Genomic DNA, 21,825 nt, shown 5'->3' on the forward strand with positions numbered 1-21,825 from the left:
AAGTTTATCGGTTGTTTTTAGCGTTTACAGCTTCTAAAATTAAGTAAAATTGTATTCCGAATAAAATACTAGCTAAAACTAAATGTAAGCTCTGTGTACCAAATGGAAAGCTAAAATTAGCCATGGCAATTCCAGAAATAACTTCAGCAATTAATAATACAATTACCCAATTGAGTTTATTATAATTAAGCTTTAATTTTTTATACTGAAAAAATAAATATCCGTTTATGGCCAATACTATTATTGAAAATGAACGGTGAATATAAAATGATACTGTTGGATTGTTTAACCAAAGCGCCGTATTTTGATCACCTAAAAGTTTTATTTGTTGATCAATAAACTGACGTACTTGCGTACCTATTGTAATTTGAATAAGTGTAAGTACCGATGCAATAATTAATATTTTAGTGAAAGTAGTATTGTAAACAACGGTTTTGTTTTGTGTTTTAGTCTTATAAATGACATACAATATGGCAGCTACAATAAGAAGTGCCATTACCATGTGAACAGTAATTTTATATGGTGATAAGTTAGAGTCTACTACTGTTTTTCCTAACCAAGCCTGAAAACCCATTCCAAATAAAATTAAGAATGATAATATAGGAATTAATACTTTTTCTTTGCGGTATTTAAGTGAAGCAAAAGCTAAAACTATAGTTGCTAATCCTGCAAGTGCACCAAATAAACGGTTAATATATTCTACCCAAGTATGTAGTGGGTTAAACTCTGCATAATCATGTTTTGTATAGGTATCCCAGTTTGTTTTTGCAAAAGTATCTGTTGCTATAAAATTGGTTTTAGCAACTTCAAGCGCTTCATCTACAATAATAACTTGCCCTTTATGATATTCTTGGTTGGGGTGCCATTCTAACTGTTGTTGCTCGGTAGGAGGTATGTAATATCCAAAACATTTTGGCCAATCTGGACATCCCATTCCGGATCCTGTCATTCTTACAACTGCTCCTGCAATAATTACAAAATACGTTAATACTAACGTGATTTTTGCGATGTTGTTAAATTGCGCTTTCATATGTTATTCTATTTAGTCAACCCTAATTTTTGTCCTTTTACAAGCATTAATTCATAAGCAGCATCATGTTCATTAGGGATAATTCCTTCTAAAATAGCTTCTTTAATATGCTCTTTAATCATTCCAATTTCTTTTGAAGGTTTAATATTAAAGGCTTCCATAATTTGTTCGCCAGAAATTGGTGGTTGAAAATTACGTACCTGATCGCGTTCTTCAACTTCAATTATTTTTGCTCTAACAATTTTAAAGTTGTTATGATATTTATTGAATTTCTTTGGATTTTTAGTGGTAATATCTGCTTCACAAAGTGTCATTAAATCTTCAACAAAATCACCAGCATCAAAAACTAAACGTCTTACAGCTGAGTCTGTAACTTCGGCATTAGCAAGTACAATTGGTCGCGAACTCATAAATACCATTTTTTGTACAAATTTCATTTTGTCATTTAGTGGCATTTTTAAACGCTTAAATAAATGATATACCATTTTTGAACCTTCCAATTCATGTGCATGAAATGTCCAACCTACTTTTTTACTAAATCGTTTTGTAGGTGCTTTTCCTATATCGTGTAATAAAGCTGCCCAACGTAACCAAACGTTATCGGTATGTTTGGCAATATTATCAACCACTTCTAAGGTGTGATAAAAATTATCTTTATGTGTTTGTCCTTCTACTTCATCAATCCCTTTTAGGGCTGTAAGTTCTGGTAAAAGGTAAGGGAGTAATCCTGTTTTCTGAAGTAATAAAAATCCTACAGAAGGTACGTCGCTTTCTAAAATTTTATTTAACTCAACAACAATACGTTCGTTTGTAATAATCTTAATACGATGTTTATTTCTTGTAATAGCATTAAGCGATTCGTCTTCAATTTTAAATCCTAATTGTGTAGCAAAACGAATAGCACGCATCATACGTAATGGATCGTCATTGTATGTAATATCTGGATTTAAAGGCGTACGAAGAATTTTGTTTTTTAAATCTTCAACGCCGTTAAAAGGATCTAAAAGTTTTCCAAAATGTGCTTCGTTAAGTTGCAATGCTAGCGCATTTATGGTGAAATCTCTTCGGTTTTGATCGTCCTCAAGTGTGCCATCTTCAACAATAGGATTTCTACTGTCTTCATTATAGCTTTCTTTTCTGGCACCTACAAATTCAATATCAACCCCTTCGTAGCGTAACATTGCGGTTCCGTAGGTTTTAAATACTTGTACTTTAGGTGTGTTTGGAAGGTTTTTAGCCACTTGTTTAGCGAGTAAAATTCCGCTTCCAACGGCAACAATATCAATATCTTTTTTTGAAGGTCTTTTTAGTAGAAAATCACGAACAAATCCTCCAATTACATAAGCGTCGAGCTCAAGTTCTTTAGCAGATTTAGAAATAATTTTAAATATATTGTTTTGTAATGCTTGTTCTAACTTCATAGGTCTTTAATTTCAAGCACCAATTACTATTTAGGTTATTGGATTTTGGAATTTTTAAAATGTATACTATTTGCGGATAATTGTTTGCGTTCCGTCATGATCTAGTTTAATAATAGACGATGGTTTTGAGCCTTTTTTATCTTGGTGCAAATTTACAACATAGTCTACACCTTTTAAAATATCATCACTTATTTCTTTAAAGGAATTTGGTGTTGGTTTACCGCTAATATTTGCTGATGTTGATACAATTGGTGTGTCAAAATGTTGTAGCAATTGATGGCAAAATTCATCATCAGGAACTCGTATAGCAATTGTATGATCTGTAGCCACCAAATTACTAGCTAAATCTATGGGATTATTGTAAATTACTGTGGTAGGTGTTTCCGCGTAAGCTAGAATATCAAAAGCAGCATCTGGAACTTGAGGAATATATTTTTTAAGCATATGCTCATCGGCTACCAAGCAAATTAGTGCCTTACTATCAATACGTTGCTTAAGTTGATAAACTTTTTTTACAGCATCGGCATTAGTAGCATCACAACCAATTCCCCAAACGGTATCAGTTGGATAGAGTATAAGTTGCCCTTTTTTTAAGGCTTTAATAGTCTGTTTTACTTCTTCTGAGATTGACATAATTTAAAAAACATAGTATACAAAAATAAGAAAAGTTGTAATATTGTGCTATGAAGAATGAGTTTCATATATCTTATAAAGATCAAGCGAGTAAAGTAAGTGATTTTATATCAAATTTCGCGACTTCTGGTGAACAGTTTGGAAAAGCGGCTAGAAATACCATTAAACTTTTTGATTTAAACGGGAAGAAAGTAAACGTAAAGGCGTTTAAAATCCCTAATATATTTAATCAAATTGCCTATAAGTTTTTTAGAAAAAGTAAAGCTGAACGCTCTTTTGCATATGCTTCTAAACTGAAAGAGTTAGGGATTGGTACGCCAAATCCTATTGCTTATTTTGAAAGTACAACCTTATTTTTGTTTAAGAAAAGCTATTATGTAAGTGAGCATTTAGAGTGTGATTTAACTTACAGAGAGCTTATTAATGATTTTAATTATCCGGATTACGATAATATTCTTCGTGCATTTACACGGTTTACTTATAAGTTACATGAAAATGGAATTCAGTTTTTAGATCACTCTCCAGGGAATACATTAATTAAGAAAAAAGGCGACAGCTATGAGTTTTTTTTAGTGGATTTAAACCGAATGAATTTTGGGACTTTAGATTTTGAAACCCGCATGCAAAATTTTGCACGACTATCAAAATATAAACCAATGGTAGAGGTGATGAGTGATGAGTATGCTAAATGTATTGGTAAAGATTATGATACCGTTTTTACAGCCATGTGGAAAGGTGTTGTAGATTTTAGAACCAAATATGAAAGGAAAAAAGAATTGAAAAAGAAACTAAAATTATAGTTGGTTTTCTTGCTGAATTAAGGCTCTCAATTTGGTGTATTTTAAAAAGGTAATGTTTGCAGTTTGTACGCAAATAATAAACCCATTAAGACCATCTAAAAATCCTAATCTTAAAAAATAAGCTTTAAAAAAGGCCCAAGTAGGATTGAAAAGTATTTTCCAAATTGGTGCTTTTTTTCCCAAATTAAAATAAGCTTTGGCGGCGATACTAGAAAAATGTTCTGTTTTTAAATTAAACTCAGAATAGGTTTGATACGTCCAGTGTAAAATATCTCCTTTTAAATATCCTGCTTTGTCTGTTTTTGTATTTAAAACCACATTGTCGTGAGGGTTTATACCTCGCCATTGTGCTTTGCGTCTATCAAAAACACGTGCTTTTTTATTAGGATACCAATCGGAATGCTTAATCCATTGTCCGCAAAAATTATTAAACCTATTACTGTAATAACTGTTGAATTTCCAATTGGTTTTAACATCTAAAATAGACTGTTGTAGTTCTTCAGAAAGCGCTTCGTCACCATCAAGAGATACAATATAATTATTGGAAGCTTGTTGTAGTGCGAAGTTTTTTTGCTCAATATAACCGAGGAATTTCTGTTCAATAAAAACCACATTGTAAGCTTCACAAATTGCTTTTGTTTTATCTGTTGAAAAAGAATCAACAACTACAATTTCGTCAACAACGGGAAGTAAAGATTGAATACATTTTTCAATGCTTCGTTCTTCATTAAAAGTTATTATAACACCAGATAATTTAATCATGTTCTGAATTGAGATTGTGTAAAAATAGTTATTTTTGTTGTAATGAGCATATACAAAGCATCGGTAATTATTAGTACATACAATCAACCAGAATGGTTGAAAAAAGTGCTTTGGGGTTACGAAAATCAAACCGAAAATCATTTTGAAATTATTATTGCAGATGACGGTTCTACAAGTGTCACAAAAGCTGTTATTGATGATTTTATGTTAACATCAAAATTAGCGATACAACATGTTTGGCAGGAGGATGATGGATTTCAGAAAACAAAAATATTAAATAAAGCAATTTTAAAAACGCAATCTGATTATTTGATTTTTACAGATGGCGATTGTATTCCTCGTAATGATTTCGTGGCAACACATTTAAAATTAAGTGCTAAAAACTGCTTTCTTTCAGGTGGGTATTTTAAGTTGAATGCCTCAATTTCAGAAGAAATAACTCAAAAAGATATTATAACTCAATCATGTTTTAGTTTAAATTGGTTGCTTAATAAAGGACTTAAAAAAACATTTAAAACCAATAAACTTACGTCTCAGGGCTTTAAATCTTGGTTTTTAAATACATTTACACCTACAAAAGCCACTTTTGATGGGATGAATGTTTCTGGATGGAAACAACATATTATTGCTGTTAACGGTTTTGATGAGCGTATGCAATATGGGGGAGAAGATAGAGAAATTGGTGAGCGTTTAAAACATGCTCATATTACTTTTAAGCAAATTAGGTATAGTGCTATTTGTTTACATTTATTTCATGAACGTCCTTACAAAAATGAAGCAGCAATGGCAAAAAACAATAGTATTAGAAAGGAAACTAAACGCTTAAAAGCTACTTTTACAAATTTTGGAATTAAACAAAATAGTTAAAACTTACAAGTGTTATTCTTTTATAGTAAGTGGCTTTCTGTAACTTTTAAAAGTATAAAATTTAAGACGCTTTCTTATTTTGAACTTTCTAATTAAATTTAATGGTTTAGCTTTTAAATAAGATTTATCTGCGTGTAAAAATTTAATTGTGCCATCAATAACACGCTCGCTAGATTTTCCGTCAAAATAAGGATGTAAATTATTAATAAATGTGGTTATGTTTTTTAATAGATTTTCAGGGTTTGAAAGTGCCTGGGTAAAAGCAGATTCAATAAGGTTAGCATCATTTATATCAATTAAATAATTGTGCTTAAAGGTGTGGTTAAAAGTCACCACAGGTTTCTGCTGAAGTAAAAATTCTTGTATTGCTGATGTAGTGTCTGCAAATAAAATATCGGATTGTTTAAATAAAGGGATCAAATCTGTAGTGTCGTAAAACGTAAAATATGGTCCTGTTAATGTTTGCCATTTCGTAACAATTTCTTTTGGCATTTTGGGGTGTAAAACCAACTTGAAATTATATTTACCAGTAGTTGAAAGCACTTTTATTTTATTAAAAACAGAATCATTATGTGCTAAACTTAAACGTTCGGTAAAAGTAGAAGCGATCATAACAGTTGGAATACTTTCTTTTTTCTTGTCTTCAATAGGGAATAATGGATCTACTTTACTCCATCCTGTTTCAATAACTTCAAAATGGGGGTAAAGTTCTTGTTGTTTTTTAAAACCAACAGTTGTAGTTGGACCTTGCGTACAGTATAAATCAAAGAAACCACGAATTCTAAAATGAGAAAAACTGTTTTTTGCTTCAGGTCTTTTTTGTGCATTAAAACCGTGAAAAATCTGAACTTTAATTCCCGAAATAAAATCTGGAACATCATTAGTTGCGGCTAAAACAATATGCGGTTCATAGCTTACAACATCTTTAATAGTATCAATTACATTTTGCTTTTTTTGTAAAGCAACTTTACCCTCTTCTAAATCGCTAAACCATTTTACCTCATAACCTCTACGTTTTATTTCAGCTTCTAATGGCGCTCCAATTGGCACAGCATAACTGTATGATATGTATATTAAAAACTTGTATTGCATTATGCTTATTGTATTATTTATTTTACGCGTTTTAATAACCATTTCAGAATAAATTCTTGAATGGGTTGCGGGCAGAGGTCTAAACTTTGTAATCCTAAAAAGAGTTTCCCTTTAGATTTGGTGTTAAATTTGTACTTATACCAAAGTAAATGCTTTTTATAAGATCTAAAATACAATAATTGCAAATCATCTTTAAAGACACAGGTTTTTTGTTTTATTTCCAAATGGTTAGCTAAACCTTGTGGTGTAAACTGAGTTGTGTTTCTGAATTTATGTTTTATGTTATCGATGAGTACGTTTTCGTTGTTTTTAAAATAATTTTCAAAAGTCGATTTCCTTAGCGGGTGGGGTGTATGTTTAAAATTGTAATATTTATTAAACCCTGCTAGTTGAGCTGCTTTTTGCTGAATTGTTTTATGTCCAACACGTGGTTTTTTTAACTTTTTATAAAAGATATCTTTATCAAATTTTAACCATTTTCCTCTTAAAACTGGAAATCCGTTTTGGAAGAAATCACTAGGTTTTGTTTCGTTAATTAAAAAGAAATCATCGTTAAGATATATAAAATGTTCTGCAAGATTAGGAATACGGTAAATACAAGTTTCAATTGGGCGACAATTAAAAACAGGTAAGTATTGCTCGTAACCAGAAAATACAACACTATGATCTACAATAGTTACATTTTTGTAAGTGTCTTTAGCTCCATTTTCGGTTAAAAAACGAGGCGTTTGATTATCAGTTACAATGTAAATATTTCTAATGTATGACGCGTATTTTAAAATAGAATCAATGGTGTATTGAATTTCATTTACTTGGTCGTAACGTGTTCTAAATTTTTTATTTTGAAGTTTCGCTTTGTCTTCAATATAAGGTAGAATTTTTTGTTTATGATTTTCATCATCTCCATCTACCCATAAAATTACGGCGTCTATTGGTGCTGTATTATTTTCTGTCATAGTATACGATTCAAAAGGAAATTACGGGGTTTTAAATTCTTTTTATATTTAATTTATTGTCGTAATTTCCTTTTGATTTTTTTCTAATTTTGGTAATGTAAAATAGTCACCAATTATTTTATTATATTCATCTGGGATAAAATCTTTTCTACCATCAGAAGGATAAAAAGTCATTTCCCCAAAAATTGATTGTCCTTTTATAGAATAGAAATCTACTCTTACAAACGGTAATTTTCCGGCTAATATTTCAGATAAACGTATCATTTCATCTAAATTAGAAGGTTTTTCTATTTCAGAATTAATGCTTTTCTTTTCAGAAACATTTCTAAAAGGAAGTTTGTTAAAATTTAAATCATAAAATGCTCTTTTATGATCATGTGCACGATCTAGGTGTACTTCTAAAAATTTAGCAACACCATCAAAGCAATAAAATTTATAATCAATAAGTGATTCTCTTCCTTTTTCTGTCAATAATTTTTCAGCAATAAGGCGTGGTTGTACATTTTTGTACGCCCACTCTTGTCCTGTACGATAGTATTGGTTTATACTCAGCCATTTTTTAAATAATTTAACAGGAGCTACTTTGTTAACCTTGCTTTTATCATTTACAATAAGATTATGACTACTAGAATGTGTTGCTTTTATTATAAAGCTTTCTGGTAATTCATCATAAAGTACTTCTTCAGGACTGTTATATACCTTAAAAAGGGTGTTTAAGTATTGTGCGCCTATTTTGTCTTCAACATAACTTCTTACAGCATATTTATCTACTAATTGAGTTAAAATAGGTGGGTGGTAAAATACTTTATACCACTGCATTTTTTCATTAAACTCCTTAGGGTTGTCTAGATTTAATTTTTTACCTGTATAGTATTCATATAAAATGTGAGCGTAAAACTTTGGTGGTAAATAGCGCATTTTTCTTAGCGTTCTTAAACCGAATTTATGAATTTTTTTAAGCATTACTTTAATATTTTTTTTTAACTATCAGAATAAAAAGTGTATTAAACAGCAACATTATGCTCTCTTAAAGCATCATTAAGTGATGTTTTTTTGTTGGTACTTTCTTTACGTTTACCAATAATAATTGCACATGGTACGTTGTAAGTTCCGGCAGGAAATTGTTTAGCATAACTTCCAGGAATAACTACAGAGCGTGCAGGAACACGTCCTTTATACTCAATAGGTTCGTCTCCTGTAACGTCAATAATTTTAGTACTCATAGTTAAAGTAACCCCTGCACCAAGTACAGCTTCTTTTTCAACTCTTACACCTTCAACAACAATACATCTACTACCAATAAAAGCATTATCTTCAATAATGACTGGAGCAGCTTGTAATGGCTCTAAAACACCACCAATTCCTACACCACCTGAAAGATGAACATTTTTACCAATCTGTGCACAACTTCCTACAGTTGCCCAAGTATCAACCATGGTACCTTCATCAACATAAGCACCAATATTTACGTAGCTAGGCATTAAAATTGTACCTGCCGAAATATATGCACCATGTCTTGCAACAGCATTAGGTACAACGCGAATTCCTTTTTCGGCATAACCTCTTTTTAATGGAATTTTATCGTGATATTCAAAAATACCAACTTCTAATGTTTCCATTTGTTGAATAGGGAAATATAATACTACGGCTTTTTTTACCCATTCGTTAACTTGCCAACCATCTTCAGTAGGTTCAGCAACTCTAAGTGTACCTTCATCTAATAAGTTAACTACTTTTCTTATGCTATCTATAGTTGTTTGGTTAGATAATAAACTCCTATCCTCCCAAGCTTGTTCTATTTGTTGTTGTAATTCTGTCATTTCTCTTAATCTGGATTTTTAACAAATATAGTTTTATCTGTTGAGACATAAAAAGGAAGATAGAAAAAGAGTGTTGTAATTTTTTTAATAAAAAATGTGACTTTTTTAAAAAGCGAGTGTCTTATAAGTATTAAGAAGTGATTTAATTTAAGGTAGAGGGTAAATTAATGTCATTAATTAATTAATAGCTAATTGATAAACTCTTCCAAGTATCTACTATGGAGGAGTTTTTTTTGTCTTATATTTGCAGTTATGGGAAGAGTTTTAGCAATAGATTTTGGTACAAAAAGAACGGGAATAGCAATTACAGATGAGATGCAAATTATTGCATCTGGGTTAACAACCGTTGATACCAAACAATTAATCCCATTTTTAAAGACTTACATTACTGAAGAAAATGTTGAGTTGTTTGTGGTTGGAGAACCTAAGCAACTTAATAATGAGGCTTCAGAAAGTGAAGTTGCTATTATTCCGTTTTTAGAAAAATTAAAAAAAGCAATTCCTGAAATTCCTGTAGTTCGTGTTGATGAACGATTTACTTCTAAAATGGCTTTTCAAACTATGATTGATAGTGGATTGTCAAAAAAACAACGTAAAAATAAAGCGATGATTGATGAAATTAGTGCTACAATAATTTTACAAAGTTATATGTCTTCAAAATAAAAGGATTACATTTTTTTTTGCTGTTTTAAGTTAAAAGATTGATTTTTTTAACCTAAAAACAATTTAACTATATATATGTAGGACGTTTTTATGCTTAAATTTCTCAAAAAAACGCAATAAGAGTTGTATTTTTACATCCGAAAATAAAAAAATATGATATTACCAATTGTTGCCTATGGCGATGCCGTTTTAAGAAAAGAATGTGCAGATATAACTAAAGATTATCCAAATTTAAACGCACTTATTGATAACATGTACGAAACTATGTACGGTGCATATGGTGTAGGTTTAGCAGCTCCTCAAATAGGTCTTGCTATACGTTTATTTCTTGTTGATACATCTCCATTTGCCGATGATGATTCTTTATCTGAGGAAGAACAAAACGAACTAAAAGATTTTAAACGTACGTTTATTAATGCTCAAATTTTAGAAGAAGAAGGTGAAGAGTGGGGATTTAATGAAGGATGTTTAAGTATTCCGGACGTACGAGAAGATGTGTTTAGACAACCAAATATTAAAATTGAATATTTAGATGAAAACTTTGAAACACATGTTGAAGAATTTAGCGGTTTAATTGCACGTGTTATTCAGCATGAGTATGATCACATTGATGGTGTTTTATTTACAGATAAATTATCATCATTAAAAAAACGATTAATTAAAGGGAAATTAGGTAACATTTCAAAAGGGAAAATTAATATCGATTACAAGATGCGTTTCCCTGCAATGAAAAAGAAACGTTAATTTTTTAAAATAATACATTCAAAAAATTATATTTGCGATTACGCATTATAAAAGCATACATATTATGAGTTTAGAAAAAATTCTATCTATTTCTGGAAAACCAGGATTATACCAAGTTGTTACACAAACAAGAGGCGGTTTAGTAGCCGAATCTTTAATAGATAAAAAGAAAATATCAGTAAATATCCATAGCAATATCAGCTTACTTAGCGAAATTGCAGTATATACACTTACTGAAGAGTTACCTTTACGTGAGGTATTCAGTAAAATTAAAGTAAAAGAAAACGGTGCCGTAACTTCTATAAGTCACAAAGCGTCAAAAGATGCTTTAGAAGAGTATTTCTTTTCTGTTTTACCAGATTATGATGAAGATAAAGTATATCCTAGTGATATTAAAAAAATCATTCAATGGTACAATTTATTACACAAACACAATCTTTTAGATGTTGAAGAAGCTCCTGCTGAAGTTGCTGTTTCTCAAGAAGAAGAGTAAAAATATCTTTATTTATAGTGGAAGTATAAAGGCAATAAAAACTTATATAACTTCCACTATAATTGTATTTTTGATGTTGAGTAAAAACTATTTACCATGACAGATAAAACACAACAATTAAAAGCCTTTGAGCGTTTGTTAATCATTATGGACGAGTTGCGCGAGCAATGTCCGTGGGATAAAAAACAAACTATGGAAACCCTTAGGCATCTTACCATAGAAGAAGTTTACGAATTAGGTGACGCCATTTTAGATAACGATTTAGACGAAGTTAAAAAAGAACTTGGAGATGTCTTATTACATATCGTGTTTTATTCTAAAATAGGAAGTGAAACTAACACCTTTGATATTGCAGATGTTTGTAATAGCATTTGCGAAAAATTAATAAGTAGACACCCACATATTTACGCAGACGTTGTTGTTAAAGACGAAGAAGAAGTTAAACGTAATTGGGAACAACTAAAACTTAAAGAAGGAAAAACTAGCGTTCTAGAAGGTGTACCAAAAAGTTTACCAGCTATGGTAAAAGCTAGCCGTATACAAGAAAAAGTTGCTGGTGTTGGTTTTGATTGGGAAGAACCACAACAAGTTTGGGACAAAGTAGAAGAGGAGATTAAAGAATTACAAGTTGAAGTTGAAAAAGGTAATAAAGACCTTATGGAAGATGAACTTGGAGATGTTTTTTTCTCATTAATTAACTACGCTCGATTCTTAAAAATTAGCCCCGAAAATGCTTTAGAACGTACCAATAAAAAATTCATTAAACGTTTTAAATATCTAGAAACTAAAGCCAAATCACTTAATAAAACTTTAGAAGATATGACTTTAAAGGAAATGGATGTGTACTGGGAAGAAGCTAAAAAAGAATAATTTTAATATTAAAACATCCAAAAACCAATTAGCAACGTATTTATTTAAGATTGCAACCTTAAGGTAGTTGCTATCAAAAGTAGGAGTCTTAATATATTTTAAACAATATTATTAAGATAAATTTAGTTTAGTTGGAGGTCAAAACCCTATCTGTATTTATATAGATAGGGTTTGATTTTTAATAGTATTTATAGAAGTTTTAAAGCATAAAAAAACCATAACAATAAGTTTCTCTAAGGTTATGGTTTTTATAATTAAGTAGCTGTATAATTAATACATGCTTCTAACTTTTTTAAGTTTATCTTTCCAAAGGGTAAGATTACTTTTATGATTGTCAATATTTTTAAATACTTCTTTTACTAACGGGTTGCTTTTATCAACATTAGAGAAAAATTGTAAGTTGTTTTCTAACTGGTTAATTTCAGCTTTTACTTCATCAATTTTCTTTCTAATAAAATTTTGTTCGTTATCTAATAAGCGCGTATCATTAGGTTGTGCTAAAATTTCAAGTTTGTTTTCAAACTTAATCATTTCAATTTCTGCCTTATCCATATTAAGTTTGGCAAATGCTTCATCTAATGCTTTGTTGAACTTTCCTTCAATATAACGTTTATCATTAGGTACGTTTCCAAGTGTTTTCCAAATTGTAATTTGAGATTTTAAAGTTGTAACATCCTCATTAGGATTTCCTGATAAGGTTAACTCTTTTAAAGCCTCTAAGTGTTTTACTTTATTTTCAAAAGCATTAACTTGTTCTTGGCTTGCAGCATTGCGTTGAGCATGTAATCTATCAAAATAATGATTACAAGATGCCTTAAACGTGTTCCAAACTTTATCGCTATCTTTTCTTGGTACGTGACCTACTTTTTTCCACTCACTTTGAATTTTTTTCATCAAAGGAGTTACTTTATCAAAGTCGTCACTATCTTTATTATCATCAGCTAATTTTATTAAATCTAATTTCTTCTGAAGGTTATCATATTGATCCTTCTTTAAATTTTTATAAAATGAGTTTTTGTTTTTATTGAAAGCTCTTACGGCAGATTTAAATTTATCCCAAGTTGCTTCATTAACTTTTACAGGTACTTTTCCTGCATTAAAAAAGTCTTTTCTTAAAGCTTCAATAGTTTTAATTTTCTTTTGCCATGCTTGGTGAGAGCTACCTTTATCTTCAGCGATTGCAGCAATTTTAGCCGTAATTTCTTCTTTACGTTCTAAATTTACTTCATGTGCTTTGTCTAAATCAGCGTAATAAGCTTGTCTTTTATCGTGTATAGTTTTGGTTGCATTACTAAAACGATTCCAAATAAGATCTCGGTGTTCTTTTGCAACTGGTCCTAAATCTTCTTTCCACATTTTATGTAATACCTGTAGTTCTCTAAACGATCTGTTTATATTATCGTCTGCAGCTAACTCTTCGGCACGCACTATAATTTTTAATTTTTTATCAAGATTATGCTTAAAATCCATATCACGTAAGTCGCGATTTAGGTGTAAAAAGTCATAAAAACGCTCAACATGGTGGTGATAAGTATTCCAAGCGGTATTGTATTTATCTCTTGGAATTGGACCAGCTGTACGCCATTCTTCTTGTAAATCTTTAAAGTGTTTGTAGGTTGTATTAATGTTTTCTTCAACACCAATAAGTCCTTTTATATCTTCAATGATACGTAATCTGTTATCTAAATTAGATTTCAGGTTTGTTTCAAGAGTTTTATAATATGCGTTTAATGCTGTTTTGTAAGTTTTATAAACGGTATTGAAGTCTTTTTTTACAGGCGAAGAGAAATGAAAATCTATTTCATTTCCACCTTCTTGTAAGAATTCTTCCTTCTTTTCTTCTAGAAGTTCGTTAAACTTAGCATTAAACTCATTTTTAATTTCGTCTACATGCGATTTTATAGTCTGTACTTTTTTGTTTTCAACAAGTGTAGCAAACTCTTTTGTCAATAATTCCATTGACATGGCATGATAATCTTTTTCTTCTAAAGTATGCCTATCAACATTACTTTCATCTTCGGCATCCTCGGCATTAGATTGGTCAATTTCCTCAACGTGCGCATCTACTTTTTTCTCAGTATCTTCTGAAATTTCGTGAATAGCTGTTGCTATTTCTGCCGTTTCGGTGCTAGAAACTTCTGTTTCTGCGTTTTTGTGTTGTGGTGTTGGAGTATTTACTCCTTCTTGTCCATCTGCATTAAGCAGGTTATCTGTGTCTGACATTGTTACAATGTATTTGTTCAAAATTACTTAGATAGCTAATATACTAACATGTAGCTGAACTACAAAAGAGATGTAGTTCTTTTAAGGCTTTTTTATGTTAAACTCCATATTTTCCAAGCTTTTTTTGCTTGGAGCTCTAGCATTTTCATGCCATTACATACTGTAGCGCCTTTTAATTCTCCGCATAATAAGAATTTTGTGCGTTCGGGATTATAAATAAGATCGTATAAAATATGTTTATCTGTAATACCGTCGTATGGAATATCTGGACATTCATTTACGTTAGGATAGGTGCCAATTGGTGTACAGTTAATAATTATGGTGTAATCTGCTATTATTTTTTCGGTTAAATCCGAATATAAAAACGTCACACCTTCTTTTTGACTTCTAGACACATAATCATAACGAATACCTAGTTTTTTTAAGGCAAAAGTTATAGCCTTTGATGCGCCACCAGTTCCTAAAATGAGTGCTTTTTTATGGTGTGGTTTTAAAAACGGTTGTATTGATTTTTTAAAACCATAATAATCGGTATTATACCCTTTTAGTTTTCCTTTAGGAGATACTGTAATAGTATTTACAGCTCCAATTTTTTTTGCTTTTCGGTTTAAACTATCTAATAAAGGAATAACTTGTTCCTTATACGGAATAGTAACATTAAGCCCTTGAATACTTTTATCGTTTTGTAAGATTTCTTTTAATTCTGAAATCTTTTCAAGATCAAAGTTCTGATAGGTAAACGGAAGGTTTTCTTTCTCGAATTTTTTTGTAAAATAACTAACCGAAAACGAGTAAGAAATATCCTTTCCTACTAATCCAAGTTTATGTATGTGATTGTTTTGTTTTTTTTTCATACCATTCTAAAGTCAAAACAATTAAAATCCCAATAATAATGCAACTAATAGCTAGGTAGGTTTCTTGGTTTAATTGCGGGATAAATCGTTCGTAATTTTTTATTATTTTTTTTCCTGTCGAATCGAGCATAAAACTACCATCTGAAAGGGTGTTGTAAAACGTTTTTTTCCAAGGCCACACCACACCTAAAGAACCTATAATAAATCCTATAATTGTAGATGTTGTAACACTTTTATAATGTTTTAAGATATAACTTAATACATGTGAAAATGTAACTAATCCTACAAAAGAGCCTAATGTAAATACACCCAATATTTTTAGCATTTTCATACGAAAGGGATCATTTATAAAATCTAAATTTCCTATAAAAAGATCAGAGAGTGTGTCATACAAAGCATTTACAGAGTCTACCAATAGTAAAACGTAATTTCCTAGTAAAATTAATATAAAAGATCCCGAAAACCCAGGAAGAGTCATTCCTGAAACGCTAATAATTCCGCAGAAAAAAACAAAGAATAAGTTGTCGTTTTCCATTGCTGGATCTAAAAAGCTTACACTAATACCTAAAGATATTCCAATAATAAGCGCTAAAATTGTTTTGTAATTCCAGTCTTTAAAATCTTTATTTATATAATAAATAGAACCTATAATCATACCGAAGAATAAGCTCCAAATATATAATTCGTGATGTATTAAAAAGTAGTCTAATATTTTTGAAACGCTAAAATAACTAATAAGCATTCCTAAAAATAATAGTGATAAAAATCGTCCATTTACATAACTGAAAAAACTTTTAAATCTACCGTTAAAAAGTAGTTTTAAAGCTTTTCCATTAAACTTTTGTAGCGAGTAGATAAACTCTTCATAAAAACCAGCAACAAATGCCACCACACCTCCAGAAACTCCAGGAACTTTATTAGCAGCTCCCATTCCTAGACCTTTTATAACTAAAAAAATACGATCTCTTAGTGTTCTGGTATTTTGCATATTATTGTTGTTTTGAACCTAGTTTTTCTAAAATAAATATGGTAAAAAAACCGACTAACATTAAGCCTATGGCAGCAAATGTTTGTGGATCTAAATTGTTATTTACAAGTTGATAGTGATTAGGGCTAATGCTAATTTCTGAAACTATTTTTAAAGATTCAAAATCATTCATTTGTTGTTGATAAATGTTTAGTGTTGCTGTAGTATCACTAATTTCTGAAAATGGTAAAATGTTTCCGCTCGCTTTATCCATCACTTCTTCTGTAAGTTTCCAAGGCCAAATTTTGTTTAATGATCCAAAAATAAAACCTGTTAATACGGCTAGTGTAGTGTTGTTGTAATTTTTAAATAGCCACTTTAAAACACGGCTAAAACTTAATAAACCAACCAAAGCTCCTAGGGCAAAAATACCTACTTTTTTAAAATCCCAATCATGTATAGCATTACTTAAAGCTTTATATGCTCCTAAAATTAATAGAATGAATGATCCTGAAATTCCGGGTAAAATCATAGCGCAAATAGCAATTGCTCCTGCAAAAAAGAGAAATAACGGATTATCATTTTGTGATAAAGAGGGTAGGGTAGTGATGTAATAGGCTGCTGATGCACCTAAAATTATAGCAATAACCGTAACTACCGACCATTTTTGAATTTGTTTTCCAATAAAAAGAATACTAGCAATTACTAATCCAAAAAAGAACGACCAAATTAATACGGGATGATTTTCGATAAGGTATTTAGCAACACGCATAAAAGAAGCAAAACTGATAACTATTCCGGTAAGAAGTGCTACTAAAAAGTTACCGTTAACTTGTATCCAAAAGGCTTTTAATCCTTCGTTTTTTAAAGTTGAAATTAGTGATAAATTAACATTACTAATTGTATTTATAAGTTCTTGATAGATACCAGAAATAAAAGCAATTGTTCCTCCAGAAACACCTGGAACAGCATCTGCGGCTCCCATTGCTGCTCCTTTAAGGGCGATAATTATATAGTCTAAAAAACGTCTTTGCATTTGTTATATTTAAATAAGAAACTCAAAGATATGGAAATTAGTTGGACGTTTTTTTCGATTTTAAAATTATCTCTTGTACAGAGGTTCTAAGGTATACTTTTGGAAATAATTCTTCAATAATATAGTTGAAATCAGCATCTAATAATAAACCATTTTTTAAATGATAATGTGCATTTTCATTCTCAAAAGTGGTAAAATATAAACCTGCTAATCTAAATTCTATTTCGGCAGTTTCTGGGTGAAACTCTGCTGCTAAAATAAGATTGTGTATGGCACCGTCAAATTTATCTAACTTAATTAAAATATCTATTCGAGCAAGCCAAGTGTTTAGTTCGTAATTCCCTAATTCTAGGGTTTTCCCGTATCCTATTTCGGCATCTTCAAGAAAATTTAATTGAAGGTTTATTTCGGCATAAAGTTTCCAATATTTTACATTTTCAACATCAATACTTATAGCTTTATTAATGTAGTGTAAAGCTTTTTTGAAATCTCTTTTTCTGTTAAAAAATTTAGTGATAGCAATCCAACCTTTATCTAATAAAGGGTCTTCGTGTACGGTTTTATAAAAATAATTAACCGCCATTTCTTCATTACCAAGTTTGTCATAGCAATATCCAATACGAAGTAGGGCAAAAGATGTAGGATCATCAAGCGCTAAAGTGATTTCGTAATTTTCTATGGCTTCATTATAGTTTTTTAAACGTTCTAAAATCTTTCCTTTTTCTAAATAAGCACCAACAAATGTATCGTCAGAAATTATTGCAAATTCAAAAGCTGCTAAAGATTTTTCATATTCTTCTATTGAAGCATATTGTTTACCTAATTGATGCCATGCTACCTCGCAATAAGGGTTGGTGTCTAGATACTTGTTTAAAAAAGTTACAGCTTCAATGTGTTCTTCTAAAACTTCAAAGCAATATATTGCATTATAAAGTGCTGAGTAATCATTAACGTCTATTTCTAAGCATTTTATAAAGTTGTCTTTTGCAGGTTTAAACTGTTCTAGAAACAGATATTCCATTCCAATAAGTGCGTATAAATCTGCATCTCCGTCGGGATCATTACTAAGGCGTAAGGCAATTTTTAATGTGCCAATTGCTCTTTCATGTTCATCTTGTTTAGAGAGTACATTAGCTTTTTGAATATAAATTTCTTCATTTGAAGGTTCTAATTCATAAAGTTCATTAAGTAAGTTTTCGGCATGTTCCAGCTTGTTTTCTAAAATATAAATTTCAATTTGAAACAATTTTAAATTGGTGGATGCTGGGTGCTGTTCTAAGCCTAACTTAATTGCTTTTTTTGCTAATGCAATTTTTGCAATCTCAAGATAGTGATGTATAATATTCTCAAATTCGTCTGAGTCAAAAAACAAAATATTATTTGTTTTTAACATCGATTCAAATTTGTTAAGCGATAAATTAGTATTGTCTGCTCCTTGACTAAACTCCATACACAGCATTAATTATTGTAGAATAAATTTACGGTTCTATTTTTTAATACAGCCCTTTTGCAATTAATGTTTTTAACAAAGTAATCAACAGCTAGTTGAAAATCGCTGTTTTTGTGTAAAACACTACATTTAAAAGGGTTGAAAGGTTTTTTTAGTGGTGTTTATTGTTCAATTTTATCTAAAACAGTAATAATTATCTTACAGCCTTTAATGATTTCTTCGTTTGAAATTGTTAGTGGAGGCGTAATTCGTATAGCTTTAGGTTCAAAAAGTAACCAAAATGAAATTAATCCTTCGTCCTGACAGCCCAAAATAACTTGTGTTGTAATATCTGCCGATGGTGTTAATGCTGCCAACATTAAACCGCGTCCTCTAATTTCGGTAATTAATGGATGTACTAAATGCTTTCTAATTAATTGCTCTTTTTCTAGAGTTTGAGCCATTAAATTACTTTCGGTAATTTCGGTAACTGTTGCTAATGCTGCTGCTGCAATTACGGGGTGACCTCCAAATGTTGTGATGTGTCCTAAAGATGGATTATCTTGTAAAGTGGCCATCATTTTGTGAGAACTTGTAAAAGCGCCAATTGGCATTCCGCCACCAAGACCTTTCCCGGTAACTAAAATATCTGGTACGCAATTATAATGTTCAAATCCAAAAAGCTTTCCGGTGCGTCCGATTCCTGGTTGAATTTCATCTAAAATTAAAAGTGCTCCAATAGCTTCACATCTTGCTTTTACTTTAGTCAGGTAATTGTTTTTTGGTTCAATAAAACCTGCGCCACCTTGTATGGTTTCTAAAATAATAGCGGCAGTATTTTCTGTAATATATTGTAGATCTTCTTCATTATTAAATTCAATAAATTTAATATTTGGAATTAAAGGTCTGAAGGCTTGTTTGCGTTCTTCAAACCCCATAACACTCATCGCGCCCATTGTGTTTCCGTGATAAGCATGTTTTGCCGAAATAATTTCCGAACGTCCTGTGTAACGACGGGCTAATTTTATAGAGCCTTCAATAGCTTCTGTTCCGGAGTTGGTAAGGTATGTGGTCTCTAACGTTTCTGGTAAATGTTTAGCTAATAGTTTTACCAAATCTACTACAGGTTTTTGAATGTATTCTCCATAAACCATAACATGCAAATAACTGTCTAATTGTGCTTTAATTGCTGCGACAACTTTAGGGTGTTTATGTCCTAAACTACAAGCCGATACTCCTGCAACAAAATCTAAATAGGCTTTATTTTTGTCGTCGTAAATATAAGATCCATCAGCATGAGAAACTGTCATTGCGAGTGGGTGAGATGTAGTTTGGGCTTGGTGTTTGTAAAAATCGTTAGTCATTAGTTGTCATCAGATGTTTTTTGTGAGGATAATTTTTTATAACCTGTTTTTTTTATTTTTTCAGGTTTTGGCGTATGTCTATCTGCTTTATTCTCGGTAGTACTCGTTTTATCGTGAGCATCTTCAATACGTTTTAAAAGATCTTCATCAAAGAAATCTTCTTGCGGTACATAAGGTTCTAATCCTTTTATTATAGGAAGTACCAAAGGTTCGTCGTCTTTAAATAAGTCTTCAACATTTGTTGGTCGCTCATCTTCTCTCCAGTCAAAACCTCGTAATTTTCTGGTTTTCTTCGGAAATTTAGATTCAGGATATAAATTCCCATCAATTTGATTGATTAACCTAATTTCATCTATGGCATTATCGACAATCTTGATTGATATTAATCCTGATTTAGATTTATCTATTCCTACCAATTCACCTTTATCATTTACGGAGTAGTATATTTTTTCAGCATTCTTGATAATGTCTACTTTATAAAGTGCATTCTCTTTAAATAATCCAATAAGGCGTTGTCCTTTTATTTGGTTATAACCTTCTGTAACAACTCCTGTGGTGTCTTTATTAATTAAAAAGGCGTTTTCAAATACTTTTAATGAGTCTAACTCTTCAGTAACAACATTAGAAATTAAATGTATAGAATCTCCTGTCATTTGATTGCCCATGTTCCATAAAATAGGTCGGCGTTTTACAGCAAAAACATCTTTTGAATCAAAGCGTTTTATATTGATAAGTTGTGTTAATCCTTCTTTGTGGTCAGCATGAATAGAATCTGCTTTTCCACTAATATCACTTTTAAAAATTTTAGCATTATAAAAAGCTCTTGTAATACGGTGTTCAGGTTTTCCTGTAACCATTATTTTATCGGCATGTAAATAGATGGAATCATTTTCTTGTACAGTAATTGCTAAAGCTCGTTTTGTGATATATACCGAGTCTTTTGCCCTGAAAACTTCAGCATAATGCCCAGTTATAATACTATTATTTATGGTATCTGTCACTTTAATATTATTGGTAGCTGATGCAAAACTGGTGTTTCTATTAAAGTATAAACTATCACCTTCAATAACTCGGTTTTCGTAATTTATGGTCGAATTTTTAATAAAATATCCAGTATCATTATTGGTGTTATAATAACCACGTTCACAATAAATAGTACTTGCTTCTCCTTTAATTGTTGAAGGTCCATACATAAATGCGCCACCATCTTCACTGTAAAAATCTAATTGATTTGTGGTAAGTGTGTATTCTGGGTTTACAAGTAGAACGTCTTGTACAAAACGGTATTTTTTATCAGTCATATAATAATGACCTCTTTGGCTTGTAATTGTTCCTGAAGAATCTCTAACAACTTTTCCTTTACTTTTATAAAAAGCTTCTTGCTTTGTACGGTCAAAAAATAATGTATCTGTGGTAAGTGTAGATTGTGGTTCGGTTAAAATAACGTCACCTCTAGCATATGCTAATTGCGTTTTTCCACTATATTCTACATATTTTGCAGTCATATTTATGGTGTCACCTTGTTTCATTTTTACATTACTAAAGGCTTCAATAAAATTCTCCTTTTTATAATATACGGCTTTATCACACCACATGTTTACACCTTCGTGAATGATATGAATTTGTTGTTGATCATCTCTTACAAAGGTTGCAACATCCTTTCCTGTAAGGCTATCTTGATATATAAAACCAGTATATTCAATCTGGATTCGCTTTCCTGTTTGTGCAAATGTAAGTGCTGTAGTAAACCCTAAAAAAAGGAGTGCTAATAAGTATTTAAACTGTTTCAAAGTGCTTATTA

Annotated in this window: 21 protein-coding genes; 6 read left to right on the top strand and 15 right to left on the bottom strand. The window is 30.9% G+C overall.

Features of this window, described 5'->3' with window-relative positions; translation table 11 throughout:
• Positions 1 to 4: 4 nt before the first annotated feature.
• The 3 genes from ACU4C5_RS09400 to ACU4C5_RS09410 all read right to left on the bottom strand — a co-directional run bounded on the left by ACU4C5_RS09400 (position 5) and on the right by ACU4C5_RS09410 (position 3,084).
• The gene (locus ACU4C5_RS09400) at positions 5 to 1,030 is read right to left on the bottom strand and encodes a COX15/CtaA family protein (RefSeq protein WP_446843953.1); all 1,026 of its coding nucleotides are present in this window, start codon (positions 1,028 to 1,030) and stop codon (positions 5 to 7) included.
• Between the two features lie 8 nt (positions 1,031 to 1,038).
• The gene (locus ACU4C5_RS09405) at positions 1,039 to 2,451 is read right to left on the bottom strand and encodes a CCA tRNA nucleotidyltransferase (protein WP_446843954.1); all 1,413 of its coding nucleotides are present in this window, start codon (positions 2,449 to 2,451) and stop codon (positions 1,039 to 1,041) included.
• A 66-nt stretch (positions 2,452 to 2,517) separates the two neighbouring features.
• Complete coding sequence (locus ACU4C5_RS09410) at positions 2,518 to 3,084, bottom strand: L-threonylcarbamoyladenylate synthase (RefSeq protein WP_446843955.1); 567 nt, start codon at positions 3,082 to 3,084, stop codon at positions 2,518 to 2,520.
• Positions 3,085 to 3,134: 50 nt separating this feature from the next.
• Here ACU4C5_RS09410 and ACU4C5_RS09415 point away from each other — a divergent pair, with 50 nt between their 5' ends.
• Positions 3,135 to 3,884 carry a lipopolysaccharide kinase InaA family protein gene (locus ACU4C5_RS09415; RefSeq protein WP_446843956.1) on the top strand — a complete coding sequence of 250 codons (750 nt, stop codon included), beginning with the start codon at positions 3,135 to 3,137 and terminating at the stop codon, positions 3,882 to 3,884.
• On the opposite strand, the gene ACU4C5_RS09420 is transcribed toward ACU4C5_RS09415, so the two are convergent.
• The gene (locus tag ACU4C5_RS09420) at positions 3,879 to 4,646 is read right to left on the bottom strand and encodes a glycosyltransferase family 2 protein (protein WP_446843957.1); all 768 of its coding nucleotides are present in this window, start codon (positions 4,644 to 4,646) and stop codon (positions 3,879 to 3,881) included. The two genes, ACU4C5_RS09415 and ACU4C5_RS09420, sit on opposite strands and share 6 nt — an antisense overlap.
• A 42-nt stretch (positions 4,647 to 4,688) precedes the next feature.
• Between ACU4C5_RS09420 and ACU4C5_RS09425 the strand changes: the two genes are divergently transcribed.
• Positions 4,689 to 5,513, top strand: coding sequence for a glycosyltransferase family 2 protein (locus ACU4C5_RS09425; RefSeq protein ID WP_446843958.1), 825 nt, complete (start codon positions 4,689 to 4,691; stop codon positions 5,511 to 5,513).
• Positions 5,514 to 5,525: 12 nt separating this feature from the next.
• Here ACU4C5_RS09425 and ACU4C5_RS09430 read toward each other — a convergent pair whose 3' ends face one another.
• From ACU4C5_RS09430 to ACU4C5_RS09445, 4 genes are read right to left on the bottom strand one after another with little or no spacing between them, the layout of a single operon-like run.
• Complete coding sequence (locus ACU4C5_RS09430) at positions 5,526 to 6,605, bottom strand: glycosyltransferase family protein (protein WP_446843959.1); 1,080 nt, start codon at positions 6,603 to 6,605, stop codon at positions 5,526 to 5,528.
• 17 nt (positions 6,606 to 6,622) lie between these two features.
• A complete protein-coding gene (locus tag ACU4C5_RS09435; protein WP_446843960.1) occupies positions 6,623 to 7,561 on the bottom strand; it encodes a stealth family protein in 939 nt (312 codons plus the stop codon).
• 48 nt (positions 7,562 to 7,609) lie between these two features.
• Positions 7,610 to 8,524: an ATP-grasp fold amidoligase family protein gene (locus ACU4C5_RS09440; RefSeq protein WP_446843961.1), complete on the bottom strand. Its 915-nt coding sequence runs from the start codon at positions 8,522 to 8,524 to the stop codon at positions 7,610 to 7,612.
• Positions 8,525 to 8,565: 41 nt separating this feature from the next.
• The gene (locus tag ACU4C5_RS09445) at positions 8,566 to 9,381 is read right to left on the bottom strand and encodes a 2,3,4,5-tetrahydropyridine-2,6-dicarboxylate N-succinyltransferase (RefSeq protein WP_446843962.1); all 816 of its coding nucleotides are present in this window, start codon (positions 9,379 to 9,381) and stop codon (positions 8,566 to 8,568) included.
• A gap of 252 nt (positions 9,382 to 9,633) precedes the next feature.
• Here ACU4C5_RS09445 and ruvX point away from each other — a divergent pair, with 252 nt between their 5' ends.
• The 4 genes from ruvX (at position 9,634) to mazG (ending at position 12,151) form a co-directional block, all read left to right on the top strand.
• Positions 9,634 to 10,044, top strand: coding sequence for a Holliday junction resolvase RuvX (gene ruvX, locus ACU4C5_RS09450; RefSeq protein ID WP_446843963.1), 411 nt, complete (start codon positions 9,634 to 9,636; stop codon positions 10,042 to 10,044).
• Positions 10,045 to 10,197: 153 nt separating this feature from the next.
• Positions 10,198 to 10,788: a peptide deformylase gene (gene def, locus ACU4C5_RS09455; RefSeq protein WP_446843964.1), complete on the top strand. Its 591-nt coding sequence runs from the start codon at positions 10,198 to 10,200 to the stop codon at positions 10,786 to 10,788.
• Positions 10,789 to 10,852: 64 nt separating this feature from the next.
• On the top strand, positions 10,853 to 11,281 hold the full coding sequence (locus tag ACU4C5_RS09460; protein WP_446843965.1) for a DUF5606 family protein: 429 nt from the start codon (positions 10,853 to 10,855) through the stop codon (positions 11,279 to 11,281).
• Between the two features lie 96 nt (positions 11,282 to 11,377).
• Positions 11,378 to 12,151, top strand: coding sequence for a nucleoside triphosphate pyrophosphohydrolase (mazG, locus tag ACU4C5_RS09465; RefSeq protein WP_446843966.1), 774 nt, complete (start codon positions 11,378 to 11,380; stop codon positions 12,149 to 12,151).
• A gap of 270 nt (positions 12,152 to 12,421) precedes the next feature.
• Here mazG and ACU4C5_RS09470 read toward each other — a convergent pair whose 3' ends face one another.
• From ACU4C5_RS09470 to ACU4C5_RS09500, 7 genes are all read right to left on the bottom strand, one after another.
• Complete coding sequence (locus ACU4C5_RS09470; protein ID WP_446843967.1) at positions 12,422 to 14,374, bottom strand: DUF349 domain-containing protein; 1,953 nt, start codon at positions 14,372 to 14,374, stop codon at positions 12,422 to 12,424.
• 92 nt (positions 14,375 to 14,466) lie between these two features.
• Complete coding sequence (locus tag ACU4C5_RS09475) at positions 14,467 to 15,228, bottom strand: shikimate dehydrogenase family protein (RefSeq protein ID WP_446843968.1); 762 nt, start codon at positions 15,226 to 15,228, stop codon at positions 14,467 to 14,469.
• Entirely contained in the window at positions 15,197 to 16,216 is a 1,020-nt protein-coding gene (locus ACU4C5_RS09480; protein ID WP_446843969.1) for a DUF368 domain-containing protein, read from the bottom strand. Before ACU4C5_RS09480 ends, ACU4C5_RS09475 begins: the two co-directional genes overlap by 32 nt.
• 1 nt (position 16,217) lies before the next feature.
• Positions 16,218 to 17,231 carry a DUF368 domain-containing protein gene (locus ACU4C5_RS09485; RefSeq protein WP_446843970.1) on the bottom strand — a complete coding sequence of 338 codons (1,014 nt, stop codon included), beginning with the start codon at positions 17,229 to 17,231 and terminating at the stop codon, positions 16,218 to 16,220.
• Positions 17,232 to 17,268: 37 nt separating this feature from the next.
• A complete protein-coding gene (locus ACU4C5_RS09490) occupies positions 17,269 to 18,681 on the bottom strand; it encodes a tetratricopeptide repeat protein (protein ID WP_446843971.1) in 1,413 nt (470 codons plus the stop codon).
• Between the two features lie 161 nt (positions 18,682 to 18,842).
• The gene (locus ACU4C5_RS09495) at positions 18,843 to 20,024 is read right to left on the bottom strand and encodes an aspartate aminotransferase family protein (protein ID WP_446843972.1); all 1,182 of its coding nucleotides are present in this window, start codon (positions 20,022 to 20,024) and stop codon (positions 18,843 to 18,845) included.
• Positions 20,024 to 21,814, bottom strand: coding sequence for an OstA-like protein (locus tag ACU4C5_RS09500; protein WP_446843973.1), 1,791 nt, complete (start codon positions 21,812 to 21,814; stop codon positions 20,024 to 20,026). Before ACU4C5_RS09500 ends, ACU4C5_RS09495 begins: the two co-directional genes overlap by 1 nt.
• Positions 21,815 to 21,825 lie beyond the last annotated feature (11 nt).

This window comes from Lacinutrix undariae, assembly GCF_052934785.1.

Bases quoted from the DNA above. Each gene is read 5' to 3' on its own strand.
- ACU4C5_RS09400 (WP_446843953.1), bottom strand. From the start codon at position 1,030: ATGAAAGCGCAATTTAACAACATCGCAAAAATCACGTTAGTATTAACG.
- ACU4C5_RS09405 (WP_446843954.1), bottom strand. From the start codon at position 2,451: ATGAAGTTAGAACAAGCATTACAAAACAATATATTTAAAATTATTTCT.
- ACU4C5_RS09410 (WP_446843955.1), bottom strand. From the start codon at position 3,084: ATGTCAATCTCAGAAGAAGTAAAACAGACTATTAAAGCCTTAAAAAAA.
- ACU4C5_RS09415 (WP_446843956.1), top strand. From the start codon at position 3,135: ATGAAGAATGAGTTTCATATATCTTATAAAGATCAAGCGAGTAAAGTA.
- ACU4C5_RS09420 (WP_446843957.1), bottom strand. From the start codon at position 4,646: ATGATTAAATTATCTGGTGTTATAATAACTTTTAATGAAGAACGAAGC.
- ACU4C5_RS09425 (WP_446843958.1), top strand. From the start codon at position 4,689: ATGAGCATATACAAAGCATCGGTAATTATTAGTACATACAATCAACCA.
- ACU4C5_RS09430 (WP_446843959.1), bottom strand. From the start codon at position 6,605: ATGCAATACAAGTTTTTAATATACATATCATACAGTTATGCTGTGCCA.
- ACU4C5_RS09435 (WP_446843960.1), bottom strand. From the start codon at position 7,561: ATGACAGAAAATAATACAGCACCAATAGACGCCGTAATTTTATGGGTA.
- ACU4C5_RS09440 (WP_446843961.1), bottom strand. From the start codon at position 8,524: ATGCTTAAAAAAATTCATAAATTCGGTTTAAGAACGCTAAGAAAAATG.
- ACU4C5_RS09445 (WP_446843962.1), bottom strand. From the start codon at position 9,381: ATGACAGAATTACAACAACAAATAGAACAAGCTTGGGAGGATAGGAGT.
- ruvX (WP_446843963.1), top strand. From the start codon at position 9,634: ATGGGAAGAGTTTTAGCAATAGATTTTGGTACAAAAAGAACGGGAATA.
- def (WP_446843964.1), top strand. From the start codon at position 10,198: ATGATATTACCAATTGTTGCCTATGGCGATGCCGTTTTAAGAAAAGAA.
- ACU4C5_RS09460 (WP_446843965.1), top strand. From the start codon at position 10,853: ATGAGTTTAGAAAAAATTCTATCTATTTCTGGAAAACCAGGATTATAC.
- mazG (WP_446843966.1), top strand. From the start codon at position 11,378: ATGACAGATAAAACACAACAATTAAAAGCCTTTGAGCGTTTGTTAATC.
- ACU4C5_RS09470 (WP_446843967.1), bottom strand. From the start codon at position 14,374: ATGTCAGACACAGATAACCTGCTTAATGCAGATGGACAAGAAGGAGTA.
- ACU4C5_RS09475 (WP_446843968.1), bottom strand. From the start codon at position 15,228: ATGAAAAAAAAACAAAACAATCACATACATAAACTTGGATTAGTAGGA.
- ACU4C5_RS09480 (WP_446843969.1), bottom strand. From the start codon at position 16,216: ATGCAAAATACCAGAACACTAAGAGATCGTATTTTTTTAGTTATAAAA.
- ACU4C5_RS09485 (WP_446843970.1), bottom strand. From the start codon at position 17,231: ATGCAAAGACGTTTTTTAGACTATATAATTATCGCCCTTAAAGGAGCA.
- ACU4C5_RS09490 (WP_446843971.1), bottom strand. From the start codon at position 18,681: ATGGAGTTTAGTCAAGGAGCAGACAATACTAATTTATCGCTTAACAAA.
- ACU4C5_RS09495 (WP_446843972.1), bottom strand. From the start codon at position 20,024: ATGACTAACGATTTTTACAAACACCAAGCCCAAACTACATCTCACCCA.